Genomic DNA, 13,417 nt, shown 5'->3' with positions numbered 1-13,417 from the left:
TGAGTACCGGAAGCCCCGGTTGAATTCAAGATTCGACGCCGATTTCGCTACTTGAACTACTTCGTGATCAAAAGATGACTTTTTGAACTACCTCTCTAGTGCTTGAAGTGGCGGATGCCGGTGAAGACCATAGCGACCCCATACTTGTTCGCCATTTGGATCGATTCCTCGTCCTTGACCGAGCCGCCCGGCTGGATGATCGCCGTCACACCGGCTTTAGCCGCGGCTTCTACCGTATCGCCCATCGGGAAGAACGCATCGGAAGACAGCACGCTGCCCTTCACTTTGTCGCCGGCCTGCTCGATGGCGATTTTCGCCGAGCCGACTCGGTTCATTTGTCCGGCACCTACGCCGATCGTCATGTTGTCATTCGCCAATACGATCGCATTAGATTTAACATGCTTAACTACTTTCCAGGCAAATAGAAGCTGCTTCAATTCTTCTTCGGAAGGAGCACGATCGGTCACAACCTTCAGATCGGACTCCTGCAAGGAATGAACGTCGCTGTCCTGAACGATCATGCCACCGTCGATCGAAGTGACCACGAGCTGGCTCTTGCGACTGGCACCAAGCTCCAGGCCGTTTACCTTCAACAGGCGGATGTTTTTCTTCTGCGTCAGTACGGCCAGAGCTTCATCCGTAAAGCCAGGGGCAAGGATGATTTCCAGGAAGATCTCCTTGAGCAGCAGAGCCGTCGCCTCGTCGATGATGCGGTTTGCCGCTACGATGCCGCCGAAGATCGATACCGGATCAGCCTCATGCGCTTTGCGGAATGCCTCGTAAATACTTTCCCCAATGCCTACGCCGCAAGGATTCATATGCTTAACGACTACAACTGCCGGCTCTTCGAATTCCTTCACGATTTGCAGAGCCGCATTCGCGTCATTGATGTTATTATAGGAAAGCTCTTTGCCATGCAGCTGCTCGGCCGAAGTGAGCGTATCCGCCGCAGCCAACGGCTTGCGGTAGAATGCTGCCTTCTGATGAGGATTCTCGCCATAACGAAGATCCTGAATCTTCTCGTAAGTAACTGTAAGGCGTTCAGGAAGCGGATCCCCGTTCACGTTCGACAAATAATCGGAAATCAAGGCATCGTAAGCCGCCGTATGACGGAAAACTTTGGCCGCAAGCCGTTTGCGCGTATCCAAGGTTGTGTCTCCCTCGGCAGCAATCTCATCCAACACCTTGCTGTAATCGCCGGAATCCACGACGACGGAGACGAAAGCATGGTTTTTGGCAGCAGAACGCAGCATGGTCGGCCCGCCGATGTCGATATTTTCAATCGCATCCTCATAGGTGACATCCGGCTTCGCAATCGTCTCCTGGAACGGATACAGATTGACGACGACCAGATCAATGTAATCCAGACCAAGCTCCTTCATTTGCGCTTGATGCTCAGCGCTGTCCCTTACCGCCAGCAGCCCGCTATGAACAGCAGGATGCAGCGTCTTCACGCGACCGTCAAGCACTTCCGGGAAGCCCGTGACATCGGAGATGCCGATGACAGGAATTCCTTCCTTCGACAGCAGGTTTTTCGTGCCCCCCGTTGAAATGATTTCTACTCCTAATTGCGACAGCCCGCGGCAAAAATCCACGATACCCGTTTTATCCGAAACGCTGACCAGCGCTCTTTTGATACTCACGATTGGCTTCCTCCTCTATGATTATGGCAAGAATAACGCCCCGGCTTCAGACCGGACCGGCTAATGGCAATAATTCTTCTCTATTCGATCATCCAGATCCATGACCCGATATTTCTCGGGAAATATCGAAAACGATACAAATAACCACATGATAAAAACGTCAATCGACATCCACTCTAAGAAATTAGACCGCAATTCGCGGCTGTACCCTCAGTACGACAACGTAATTTCGCTAAACATGCTCGGAATCCGCAGCTAAGTTCGTTTTAGCTTGCAGCGAATCCTGTGTACCTGTCATTATCTGCGGCTGGTCTTTGCTCAGCCTACCGTAATGCGCCGCCCATCGATCTTGACTTTGCCCGCGGCAAACCAGCTAACCACCTGCGGATACAAATCCCGTTCAGCGGCGTGTATCTTATCTTCCAGAGATTCTACTGTATCCTCCGGTGCGATTTCTACGGCCTTTTGGGCAATAACAGCCCCCGTATCCATGCCGCCGTCAACCAGATGCACCGTCACCCCGGTGATCTTGACGCCGTATTCCCAAGCCTGCCCGATCGCATCTTTCCCTGGAAAAGCAGGCAGCAAGGACGGGTGGATATTGATCATACGTCCTTGATAAGCGTCAACCAGAACCGGAGTCAGCAGCAGCATATATCCAGCTAGCACAATCAGGTCAACGCCTCTGCGCTCCAGCTCCTGGGCGATTTCCGCCTCATAATCCTCGCGGCAGGCATAGGCTTTCTTCTCGAACAGGAAGCATTCCACGCCGGCACGGCGCGCCCTTTCGACAACGGGAGCCTCTGGCTTGTTGCAGACGAGCAGCACGATTTCCGCTCCGAGCTTGCCCTCACGGGAGGAGTCCAGCAGCGTCTGGAAATTGCTGCCCTGCCCGGAAGCGAAGACCGCGATCCGGTATGGCCTTTGGCTCCCCACAGTTTTGTCCGTCATTATGCGTCCGCTCCCGTAAATTTCACTTCCCGGCTGCCTTCCGTAATCCGGCCGATCACATAAGGCGTTTCTCCAGCCGCGCGCAGCGCCTCAACCGTCTTCCCGGCATCTTCCTTCGCTACGACAATCACCAGTCCAACTCCCATGTTAAAGGTCGTGAACATGTCGCGGTTGCTGACATCGCCCTTCTGCTGAAGCAGCTCGAAGATCGGCAGGATCGGCCATGAGCCATGATCGATCTCAGCATTGACGTTGTCAGGCAGCACGCGAGGAATATTCTCGATGAATCCGCCGCCCGTAATATGCGCCATTCCTTTCACCTGTACCTGCTCCAGCAAAGCCAAAACCGGCTTCACATACAGCTTGGTCGGCGTAAGCAGCACATCGCCTAACCGTGCTCCGTCAAGCTCAGTCAGCGTATCATGCAGACTGTAGCCGCATTGCTCCAATAGAAGCTTGCGAACGAGCGAGAAACCGTTGCTGTGCACGCCGCTCGAAGCCAGGCCGATTACCGTATCACCTGCAGCAATCGTGCTTCCGTTGATGATCTTGCTCTTATCAACCACGCCTACCGTAAAGCCAGCGATATCATACTCGCCTTCAGCGTACATGCCCGGCATTTCCGCCGTTTCTCCGCCGATCAGCGCGCATCCAGACTGGCTGCAGCCATCCGCGATACCCGATACGATCGCTTCGATTTTCGCAGGAATGACCTTGTCGCAAGCGAGATAATCCAGGAAGAAGAGCGGCTCCGCGCCTTGAACGACAACGTCATTGACGCACATCGCCACCGCATCGATTCCGATCGTATCATGCTTATCCATTGCGAAGGCGATTTTCAGCTTCGTCCCTACACCATCTGTGCCCGATACCAGGACAGGCTCCTCATATTTATCTTTGTTCAAGCCGAACAAAGCTCCAAAGCCGCCCAAATCCGTTAACACTTCAGGGCGGAACGTCCGCTTGACGTGACTTTTCATCCGCTCTACCGCTTCATTGCCTGCTGCGATATCCACACCGGCATTTTTATAGGCTTCAGACACGAAGGACACTCTCCTTAAACAATCATTTTATTTAATCACATTAACTTAATCGCATCAGCTTCATTGTATATTCATTTAACAGCTGCAGTCGAACTTCTATTCGCCCGCAAAATCCGTCCGCGTCGGATAATCGTTATCAAAGCAAGCCATACACAGGCCGCCTTTATAATCCTTTGCGTTATCCCCTTCCACCGCGCTGATCAAGCCTTCGGCGCTTAAAAATTCCAGCGAATCTGCATTGATCTCCTTGCGGATCTCTTCAATGGACCTCGAGGAAGCGATCAGTTCAGCCCGACTCGGCGTATCGATGCCGTAGAAGCAAGGATTTTTGAACGGTGGCGAGGTAATCCGCACATGCACCTCCGTCGCTCCTGCTTGGCGCAGCAGATTGACGATGCGGCGAGATGTCGTCCCCCGGACAATGGAATCGTCGATCATGACGACGCGCTTGCCCTCAACGACCCGCCGTACGGCGCTCAGCTTCATCTTCACGCCCTGTTCGCGCAGCTCCTGGCTCGGCTGAATGAAGGTGCGTCCCGTATATTTATTTTTGATCAAGCCAAGCTCGTAAGGAATGCCCGTCTGCTCGGCATAACCGATGGCCGCGGAAATACTGGAATCCGGCACCCCTGTTACGACGTCGGCATCGACGAACGATTCCTGAGCCATGACCTGGCCCATCCGTTTACGGGCCGCATGCATATTGGAGCCGTTCATGTCGCTGTCCGGACGGGAGAAGTAAATGTACTCCATGGCGCATAACGCCTTGCGCTGAGGCTCTGCATAACGATCCTCATGCACGCCTTCCGCATCCAGCACCAGCATTTCACCCGGCAAAATATCGCGGATCGACTCCGCTCCAACCACCTCGAACGCGCAGGTCTCGGAAGAGAACAGATAGGCATCGCCGAGACGGCCCATCGTGAGCGGACGAAGCCCGTGCGGATCGCTGGCGATGATCATTTTATCGTTCGTCAGCAGCATGAACGCGAAGCCTCCGACCAATTGCGCGAGCGCGTCCCTTGCCGCCTCGACGAATTCCTTCGGCGAGCGGGCGATCAGATGCGCGATCACTTCGGTATCGCTCGTCGTCTGGAAGATAGAGCCGCTCTGCTCTAGTTGATGACGGATTTGTGGAGCATTGACGATATTGCCGTTTGTGGCTACCGCGAGATCCCCGTCCCGGTACTTAAAAATAAGCGGCTGCGCGTTCATCAGGCTGGTATCGCCGTTCGTAGAATAGCGGACATGCCCGATGGAGCGGCTGCCATGCAGCGAAGCGAGCAGGTCCCGGTCAAACACTTCCTTCACCAGCCCCATGCCGCGATGGTAATTGAACTCAGCGCCGTTCGTGACGCAAATTCCCGCGCTCTCTTCTCCCCGGTGCTGCAGCGCATGCAGCCCGTAATAGGACAAAGAGGCGGCTTCGGGGTGCCCAAACACCCCGAAAACGCCGCATTCCTCTTTTAACGTGTCAAAAATATCGCTCTTGCCTGTTCCTTGATTATAATAGTCTCCTGTCCAAAGCCCTTGCGGTATTATTGCATCAGACATGGAATTACATCCTCCCAGACCTGCTTCAGCTCGCTTACTGGTCTAGCCAGCACGGAGCGGGCATTCACAGCAATCTCCAGTTTGTCGCCTGTGACTTGACCGATCTTTTGAACTGGAACGCCATAGGACGCGATCAATTGCTCGAGCTCGGCAGCCTTGTCCGGCGTAGCCGACAACAGGATGCGGGATTGTGATTCGCTGAATAGAGCAAAGTCAGGACGAAGCTCAGTCGCGAAGTCGACCTTCGCGCCAAGGCCGCCGCTGATGCAGGATTCGGCCACAGCTACAGCCAGACCGCCTTCGGACAAGTCGTGAGCCGATTGTACCAGGCCTTTTTGGATTGCGGCCAGTACGCCGTCCAGCAATTTTTTCTCCACATTCAGATCCAGCGCTGGCGGGCGTCCTTCTGTAACACCATGAACTACTGCCTGGAACTCGCTGCCGCCCAGCTCTGCGAAAGTCTCGCCGAGCAAGAATACCACGTCACCCTCAGCCTTGAAGTCTTGCGTTGTAATGTGATCCGTATCATGCACAAGACCGACCATACCGACGACCGGCGTCGGATAAATCGCGCCTTTGGCGTTCTCGTTGTACAAGCTGACGTTACCGCCGATAACTGGAGCGTCCAGCACGCGGCAGGCTTCGGCCATGCCGTCAACCGCTTTTTCCATCTGCCAGAAAATATCCGGCTTCTCCGGGCTTCCGAAGTTCAGGTTGTCCGTGATCGCCAGCGGCTCGGCTCCCGAGCATACGACGTTGCGCGCCGCTTCACTGACCGCGATGCGTCCGCCGACTTCAGGATCCAGGTAAACGAAACGTCCGTTACAGTCCGTCGTCATGGCCAGCCCTTTACGCGTTCCGCGAATCGTCACGACCGCCGCGTCGGAGCCCGGCTGAACCGCTGTGCTGGTGCGAACCATGTAATCGTATTGGTTATATACCCACGCTTTGCTCGCTACGGATGGGGAGGACAACACTTTATCCAGCGCTCCGCTCAAATCCGTTACTTCGTCATAGCGCAATGTATCTACATTTGCATTTTCTTCATAATAAGCCGGTACAGCGGATGGCTTGTTGTAAATCGGGCATTCGTCGACCAGCGCCGTTACCGGCATATCGCCAACGACTTCCCCTTGGTGGATCAGTCTGAGGCGTCCATCGTCGGTCACTTTACCAACCTTGGCGCAGATTACGCCCCAACGCTCGAAAATTTCCATCGCTTGGGCCTCATCCTTCGGCTCAACGACGAACAGCATACGCTCTTGGGATTCGGAAAGCATCATTTCATATGGCGTCATGCCCTCTTCGCGTTGCGGGACCTCATCCAGGTACAGCTCCAGGCCGTTCCCAGCCTTACTTGCCATCTCCGCGCTGGAGCAGGTCAGTCCTGCCGCGCCCATATCCTGAATACCAAGGACGATGCCGGAATTAATCAGCTCGAGACAAGCTTCCATGACCAGCTTCTCCATGAATGGATCGCCGACTTGGACGGCCGTCCGCTTCGATTCGGACTCCTCCGTCAGCTCCTCGGATGCGAAGGTTGCCCCGTGGATGCCGTCACGGCCTGTCGGAGGCCCAACGTAGAATACCGGGTTGCCTACGCCTTTTGCTACACCTCGCTGAATCTTGTCATGCTCGATCAAACCTACGCACATTGCGTTGACTAGCGGATTGCCATCATAGGCATCGTCAAACACCACTTCGCCGCCGACGGTCGGAATGCCGATACAGTTGCCGTAGCCTGCGATCCCGGAAACGACATGCTCGAACAAGTATTTCACACGGTCGCTCTCCAGCTTGCCGAAGCGCAAGGAGTTCAGAAGTGCCACCGGTCTTGCGCCCATCGAGAAAATATCGCGAATAATGCCGCCAACGCCTGTCGCCGCGCCTTGGTAAGGCTCTACCGCGGAAGGGTGGTTATGGCTCTCGATTTTGAAGACGACCGCCTGGTTGTCGCCGATATCCACGATGCCGGCGCCTTCGCCCGGTCCCATCAGAACACGTGGTCCGTCGGTCGGGAATCTGCGAAGCAGCGGTTTGGAATTTTTATAGGCACAGTGCTCGGACCACATGACACTGAATACGCCGATTTCGGTGTAATTCGGTTTGCGCCCCAGAAATCCGCAGATCAGCTCGTACTCACTGTCGGACACGCCCATTTGTTTGTAAATTTGCTGTTCAGCGATTTGCTCTGCATTTGGTTCCTTAGCGGACACTTGCTGACTCATGCCGATCCCTCCAAGCCTTTAATATCGATGTAAACATACGTTTGCCGTCCTCAGACCCCAGCAGGCTATCCACCGCACGCTCAGGGTGCGGCATCATGCCGACGACGTTGCCGCGCTCATTGGAAACGCCGGCGATATCCTCTAAGGAGCCGTTCGGATTATCTACGTAGGTGAAAATAATTTGATTGTTCGCTTTCAGCTGCGCGAGCGTCTCTTCATCACAATAGTAGTTCCCCTCGCCATGAGCGATCGGAATATGAATCTCCTCGCCCTTCTGGTATTGGGTCGTGAACGGGTTATCGTTGTTCTCTACGCGAAGCACGGTATCATGGCAGCGGAACTTCAGCGACGTGTTGCGGCGCAGCGTGCCTGGCAGCAGCCCCGCCTCGGTCAGAATCTGGAATCCGTTGCAGATGCCAAGAATATATTTACCTTGTTCGGCGGCTTTGGCGACCTCGGCCATCACCGGAGCAAATCTCGCAATCGCTCCGCAGCGCAGATAGTCGCCGTAAGAGAATCCGCCTGGAACTAGGATGCAATCATAAGCAGAAAGATCTGTGGCTGTGTGCCACACATAATCGACTGGCTCGCCTAGCGTGTCTTCAACGGCTTTGTAGCAGTCAATGTCACAGTTGGAACCGGGAAATACGAGTACTGCGAATTTCATGGATTAACCCTCCAATTCAAAGCGGTAATCTTCAACGACCGTATTGGCCAGCAACTTCTCGCACATTTCTTTGACGCGGGCTTCCGCCTCGTTGCGATCATTGGTATCGAGCTGCAGCTCCAGATATTTACCGATGCGGACACTTCCAACCTCTGCAAATCCCATGGAATGCAGTGCACCTTGTACGGCAACCCCCTGCGGATCAAGTACGCTTTGCTTGATGGTGACATAAACGGACGCTTTAATCATATTCCTCGTGTTCCTCCTAGAAAATAATAATGATTGAAATTTGAACTATTATTGCTATTACTACTTTTTACTGCTGATGTTGCTGTATATAGTAAAAGCCTTAGTACCCGCTTGAGCATGTTCATAAAATAACTTTTCAACTTCGCTCGCAGGCACTTCCAGCCTTGATACTGTAATAAAAACTGCTCATCTCAAAAATAATACGCATTTAAAAACTACTCATCGTCAAACTGATTTCTGATCCGTAAGACGGTGATATATTTCAAGATAGCGCCGGGCCGTCTCTTCAACAACGAACCGGGGAAGCGGGGCTGGCTTACTGTTTCTGTCCCAGCCGGAGCGGGAAAGATACGTGCGGACTGGTTCTTTATCCATACTGTCGATCTCCGTGTCGAGAGCGTAATTCTCTTTTGCCCAAAAGCGTGCTGCATCCGGAGTACATATTTCATCGATCAAAATAAGCTCACCGCCCACGGAACCGAACTCCAGCTTGCAGTCTGCGAGAATAATGCCCCGCTGTTCGCAATATTTCCGGGCGAACTCATACAGTTCAAGGCTCCTCGAACGCAGCTGTTCAGCAAGCTCTGCTCCAATCAGCCCGCTCATTTGCGCAAAGGAAATCTCCTCATCATGACCGACATCATTTTTGGCTGAAGGGGTAAATATCGGTTGAGTCAGCTTATCGTTCTTCCGCAAACCATCCGGCAGCTTCGTTCCATTAATCTCGCCGGTCTCTTCATACTGTCTCCAGCCGCCTCCTGTGATATAACCGCGTACGACACACTCAATAGGAATTCGCTCCGCCCTGCGGGTCACCATGATCCGATCTCGCAGAAGCTCCTTATACTCGGCCTTAATGGCATCCCCCAGACGTTCGACATCCGCATGAACGACATGATTGTCGATTAAATGACCGGTAAGACCGAACCAGTGAGCACTCAGACGATTGAGCACATTCCCTTTGTCAGGAACCGCCGGCTCAAGCACATAATCAAAAGCGGAGATGCGATCCGTCACCACGATCAGGTAATGCTCTCCCAAATCGTATAGCTCCCGGACTTTACCTTTGTAGAGCAGCGGTACGTTTATCAGATCCACTGCGGTAGAAATCGCCGGTGATGCCATATGTGCCCCTTTCCTCCCCTTGCTTCGCATATTATTCAGCCAATCCCAGCCTGCGGAAAATGGTATCCACATGCTTCAAATGCCAGGATGGATTAAAGGCATCCTCAATATCATCTTTGCTTAGGACTGCGGTAATTTCCGGCGTCTCCTCGATCAGCTCGCGGAATTGACGCTGTGTCTCCCAGGCCTGCATCGCCCGAGGCTGTACCGTATCGTAGGCCTGCTCGCGGCTGAATCCCTTGTCGATCAGCTTCGTCATGACACGTCCAGAGAACGGAACGCCGAACGTGCGGCTCATGTTGCGCTTCATATTCTCCGGGAAGACCGTCAGATTCTCGACAATATTGCCGAAACGGTTCAGCATGTAATTGAGCAGCATCGTCGCATCCGGCAGAATGACGCGCTCGACCGAGGAATGCGAGATGTCGCGCTCATGCCACAGCGTCACGTTCTCGTAAGCGGACACCATATGTCCGCGAATGACGCGGGACAAGCCGGAAATGTTCTCGCTGCCAATCGGGTTGCGCTTGTGCGGCATGGCGGAGGAGCCTTTTTGGCCTTTGGCGAAGGCTTCCTCTACTTCCCGGAACTCGCTCTTTTGCAGAGCGCGGATTTCGGTCGCGAATTTATCGAGCGATGTCGCGATCAGCGCCAGGGTCGCCATGTATTCAGCATGGCGGTCACGCTGCAGCGTCTGCGTCGAGATCGGCGCCGGCTTCGTGCCCAGCTTCCTGCAAACATATTCCTCGACGAACGGGTCGATGTTCGCGTAGGTACCGACGGCTCCGGAAATTTTACCGTACTGGACGCCGTCCGCTGCCCGGCGGAAGCGCTCCAGGTTCCGCTTCATTTCCTCATGCCATAAGGCCAGCTTCAGGCCAAAAGTTGTTGGCTCTGCGTGTACGCCATGGGTGCGGCCCATCATCGGCGTATTCTTATAGGCTATGGCTTTTTCGCGCAGGATTTGAATGAAGTTCAGCATGTCTTTTTCCAAAATTTCATTCGCTTGTTTCAACAGATAACCTAGAGCAGTATCGACGACATCCGTGGAAGTGAGACCGTAATGCACCCATTTGCGCTCTGCTCCGAGGCTTTCTGATACAGCCCGGGTAAAGGCGATGACATCATGACGGGTCTCCTGCTCAATTTCATAAATTCGGTCTATGTCGAACGATGCATTCCGGCGAAGCTGCTTGGCATCCTCTCTCGGAATAACGCCTAGCTCAGCCCAAGCCTCGCAAGCACAGATTTCTACTTCCAGCCACGCTGTGAACTTGTTCTCCTCAGTCCAGATCGCCCTCATCTCGGGTCTGCTATAACGTTCGATCATATGGGCTGACTCCTCCAAATCGCAGTTTGCTGTATAAAATCAATCGCCTCCTGCACATCACTGCACAGCACGTTAACATGTCCCATTTTACGTTTGGCAGCCGATCCGGCCTTGCCGTATAAATGTACCTTCGGTACGATGTTTGCCGATGCAATGCGGTCTGATTCCACCGCACCCCATCGTCCGGTTGCCACCGCTTCCTTTACATCATCGACATGCTCGCCGAGCACATTCACCATGACGACCGGGGTGAGCAGTTTCGCTTTCCCGAGCGGCAAATTGCAAATCGCCCGGACATGCTGCTCGAATTGCGACGTGGCGCAGGCCTCCATCGTATAATGCCCCGAATTATGCGGGCGCGGCGCCAGCTCATTTACGTAAATCCGTCCGTCCTCCGTCAGGAACATCTCGACAGCAAGCAGGCCGACGGCTTCCATCGACTCCGCAATCCGCGAAGCCATCCGTTCCGCTTCACCTTGTACTTTCTCATCAATTCTCGCAGGCACGATAGACGCGTGCAGAATATTATCGACATGAACGTTCTCGGCAACCGGGAACGTTCGGATTTCACCGCGCGGGCTGCGGGCCGCAATGACGGACAATTCCTTCACGAAGGGAATGAATTGCTCCAGCACTAGCTCGGTACCCGCTTTACTTAGCTCGGCATAGGCAGGGCCGATTTCCGCTTCAGAGCGGATCACCCATTGGCCTTTGCCGTCGTAGCCGCCCGTTGCCGTCTTCAGCACGCTGGGGATGCCCAGCCGCGCCACGGCCTCGCTCAGCTCCTGCTCACTGCCGATCTCCGCGTAGGGAGCTACCGTAGCTCCCGCCGCTTCGACGGCCCGCTTCTCGCGCAAACGATGCTGCGTCGTATAGAGCAGCCGGCTGCCTTGCGGCACGTGCGACAGTTCCTCGAGCAGCGCTGCCACTCCGGCGTCCACGTTCTCGAATTCGTACGTGATTACATCCGATCGCTCGGCCAGCTTCTTCGCAGCCTCCTGATCATCGTATCCGGCGACGATTTGCTCGGCCACATGACCGCAAGGCGATGACGGCGTCGGATCGAGCGTGATGAACCGGTAACCGAGGTTCGTCCCTGCCAGCGTCATCATCCTCCCGAGTTGTCCGCCGCCAAGCACGCCGATCGTCGAGCCCGGCGGAATTACTTTTTTAGCGCCCTTGTCCTGAGCGCCATTTACTGCATTAGGGGATCGATCCATTACTTGATCTCCCCCAAGCCGGCCGAACTGGCCAGCACTTCTTCGCGAATCCGATCGCGGCGCTCCTGCACACGGGACGCCACTTCCGGATCGAATGCTCCGATCATTTGCGCTGCCAGCAGTCCGGCATTAGTCGCGCCAGCCTTGCCGATGGCCACCGTAGCCACCGGAATTCCACCCGGCATTTGCACGATGGAGAGCAAGGAGTCTAGTCCGTTCAAAGCCGCCGATTTCACGGGAACGCCGATCACGGGAAGCACCGTCTTTGACGCGACCATCCCCGGCAAATGCGCAGCTCCTCCGGCACCGGCGATAATGACCTTCAACCCGCGGCCAGCCGCCTGCTCCGCAAACTCAAACATCAAATCCGGCGTGCGGTGCGCGGATACTACCTGCTTCTCGTAAGGTATTTGAAGCTCCTCCAAAACGGAGCAAGCATGGGACATCGTCTCCCAATCTGATGTACTGCCCATGATCACTGCCACTTGTGCCTGTGCTGACATGCCTCAACCCACTCCTTCAATCCAAATATTTGGTTACTTCTTATTAGTCATTTTTACGTGCTTATTTCCTCTTACCCCGGTGAAGCCCATAAAAAAAGTCCGGAGCATTCTGGAAATAACGAGTATTTTCAGATTACCGGACCACGAGTGAATACACCCTTACTACAGGTTTGCCTGATATTGCAGAATGAATGTGATTCCCGTACGACCGTGGTTCCTCTAAGGTCGATTCTGCAATCAAACGAAGAAAGAGTCTCCTCTTGCATCGACGGCTTCCTTCTGGCGTATTCGCTCGTAGTCCGAAAATTTACGGTTTTCAGGTAGAGACTTCCGGGCCATATCCCCAGATTTATACGAGTTCAAAACATATTGGCGGGTTGCCCGCCGTCCTTTACCAGTGTAACAATCCTGGATAGCTCATGTCAACTAAAACCCGAACATTAATAAATTGAACAAAGGGAATGTTCGCTTTTTGGCATTATCCAACCCGTTGGATCGACAATTAGACGGGTTTGCTTGTCCCACTTACGTTGCGAGATTCGCTTATGAAGTCCCTTTGAACATCATTAACGAATAGTAGTCCCTCTGAACATCACTAACGAATAGTAGAAGCGCTATCTGCCTTTTTTAGTGAAGCTAAATATGCTAACGAATATAGAGGACCTTATTAACCGAAAATCCACACGATAATTGAACTTTTTAACATATAGCGTCTCCTGTAATCGTTAGCTTCACAAATTCCTGCATTTTCGCCAAATAGCGCCTCCTGTATTCATTAGCACCTATGTGCCTCCTATTTATAACATTCTCATACCCGCGCACCGCTCCCAAAACACGACACTTCACTGCAAACTCCCTTCGTCCGCCTACAGTCGTTCGGTCGCCCATACCCGCGTAACCTCCT

Annotated in this window: 11 protein-coding genes and 1 riboswitch; all 11 genes read right to left on the bottom strand. The window is 53.8% G+C overall.

Translation table 11 applies throughout. The features are described from left to right. Positions 1-95: 95 nt before the first annotated feature. Complete coding sequence (gene purH, locus G358_RS0127435; protein ID WP_019640475.1) at positions 96-1,643, bottom strand: bifunctional phosphoribosylaminoimidazolecarboxamide formyltransferase/IMP cyclohydrolase; 1,548 nt, start codon at positions 1,641-1,643, stop codon at positions 96-98. Between the two features lie 318 nt (positions 1,644-1,961). Continuing rightward, complete coding sequence (gene purN, locus G358_RS0127430; protein ID WP_019640474.1) at positions 1,962-2,594, bottom strand: phosphoribosylglycinamide formyltransferase; 633 nt, start codon at positions 2,592-2,594, stop codon at positions 1,962-1,964. After that, positions 2,594-3,637, bottom strand: coding sequence for a phosphoribosylformylglycinamidine cyclo-ligase (gene purM, locus G358_RS0127425; protein WP_019640473.1), 1,044 nt, complete (start codon positions 3,635-3,637; stop codon positions 2,594-2,596). Before purM ends, purN begins: the two co-directional genes overlap by 1 nt. 96 nt (positions 3,638-3,733) lie before the next feature. Then, positions 3,734-5,191 carry an amidophosphoribosyltransferase gene (purF, locus tag G358_RS0127420; protein ID WP_019640472.1) on the bottom strand — a complete coding sequence of 486 codons (1,458 nt, stop codon included), beginning with the start codon at positions 5,189-5,191 and terminating at the stop codon, positions 3,734-3,736. After that, complete coding sequence (gene purL / locus G358_RS0127415) at positions 5,176-7,419, bottom strand: phosphoribosylformylglycinamidine synthase subunit PurL (protein ID WP_019640471.1); 2,244 nt, start codon at positions 7,417-7,419, stop codon at positions 5,176-5,178. Before purL ends, purF begins: the two co-directional genes overlap by 16 nt. Further along, on the bottom strand, positions 7,397-8,086 hold the full coding sequence (purQ, locus tag G358_RS0127410) for a phosphoribosylformylglycinamidine synthase subunit PurQ (RefSeq protein ID WP_019640470.1): 690 nt from the start codon (positions 8,084-8,086) through the stop codon (positions 7,397-7,399). Before purQ ends, purL begins: the two co-directional genes overlap by 23 nt. Positions 8,087-8,089: 3 nt before the next feature. Further along, the gene (gene purS / locus G358_RS0127405) at positions 8,090-8,335 is read right to left on the bottom strand and encodes a phosphoribosylformylglycinamidine synthase subunit PurS (RefSeq protein WP_019640469.1); all 246 of its coding nucleotides are present in this window, start codon (positions 8,333-8,335) and stop codon (positions 8,090-8,092) included. Between the two features lie 225 nt (positions 8,336-8,560). Then, the gene (locus tag G358_RS0127400) at positions 8,561-9,460 is read right to left on the bottom strand and encodes a phosphoribosylaminoimidazolesuccinocarboxamide synthase (RefSeq protein WP_019640468.1); all 900 of its coding nucleotides are present in this window, start codon (positions 9,458-9,460) and stop codon (positions 8,561-8,563) included. 31 nt (positions 9,461-9,491) lie between these two features. Further along, a complete protein-coding gene (gene purB, locus G358_RS0127395; RefSeq protein WP_019640467.1) occupies positions 9,492-10,790 on the bottom strand; it encodes an adenylosuccinate lyase in 1,299 nt (432 codons plus the stop codon). Next, the gene (gene purK / locus G358_RS0127390; RefSeq protein ID WP_019640466.1) at positions 10,787-12,010 is read right to left on the bottom strand and encodes a 5-(carboxyamino)imidazole ribonucleotide synthase; all 1,224 of its coding nucleotides are present in this window, start codon (positions 12,008-12,010) and stop codon (positions 10,787-10,789) included. Before purK ends, purB begins: the two co-directional genes overlap by 4 nt. Further along, the gene (purE, locus tag G358_RS0127385; protein WP_019640465.1) at positions 12,010-12,513 is read right to left on the bottom strand and encodes a 5-(carboxyamino)imidazole ribonucleotide mutase; all 504 of its coding nucleotides are present in this window, start codon (positions 12,511-12,513) and stop codon (positions 12,010-12,012) included. The genes purK and purE overlap by 1 nt, the downstream gene beginning before the upstream one ends. Positions 12,514-12,788: 275 nt before the next feature. Further along, positions 12,789-12,890, bottom strand: a riboswitch (purine riboswitch). Positions 12,891-13,417 lie beyond the last annotated feature (527 nt).

Source organism: Paenibacillus fonticola DSM 21315, from assembly GCF_000381905.1.
GTDB lineage: Bacteria > Bacillota > Bacilli > Paenibacillales > Paenibacillaceae > Fontibacillus > Fontibacillus fonticola.
The sequence above is the reverse complement of the archived record's forward strand: the minus strand, read 5'-3'. Positions and strand labels throughout refer to the sequence as shown.

What these genes read in the sequence shown, in the direction of transcription:
- purE (WP_019640465.1), bottom strand. Translation starts at nt 12,513, where the DNA reads ATGTCAGCACAGGCACAAGTGGCAGTGATCATGGGCAGTACATCAGAT.
- purB (WP_019640467.1), bottom strand. Translation starts at nt 10,790, where the DNA reads ATGATCGAACGTTATAGCAGACCCGAGATGAGGGCGATCTGGACTGAG.
- purL (WP_019640471.1), bottom strand. Translation starts at nt 7,419, where the DNA reads ATGAGTCAGCAAGTGTCCGCTAAGGAACCAAATGCAGAGCAAATCGCT.
- purQ (WP_019640470.1), bottom strand. Translation starts at nt 8,086, where the DNA reads ATGAAATTCGCAGTACTCGTATTTCCCGGTTCCAACTGTGACATTGAC.
- purK (WP_019640466.1), bottom strand. Translation starts at nt 12,010, where the DNA reads ATGGATCGATCCCCTAATGCAGTAAATGGCGCTCAGGACAAGGGCGCT.
- purN (WP_019640474.1), bottom strand. Translation starts at nt 2,594, where the DNA reads ATGACGGACAAAACTGTGGGGAGCCAAAGGCCATACCGGATCGCGGTC.
- purF (WP_019640472.1), bottom strand. Translation starts at nt 5,191, where the DNA reads ATGTCTGATGCAATAATACCGCAAGGGCTTTGGACAGGAGACTATTAT.
- G358_RS0127400 (WP_019640468.1), bottom strand. Translation starts at nt 9,460, where the DNA reads ATGGCATCACCGGCGATTTCTACCGCAGTGGATCTGATAAACGTACCG.
- purS (WP_019640469.1), bottom strand. Translation starts at nt 8,335, where the DNA reads ATGATTAAAGCGTCCGTTTATGTCACCATCAAGCAAAGCGTACTTGAT.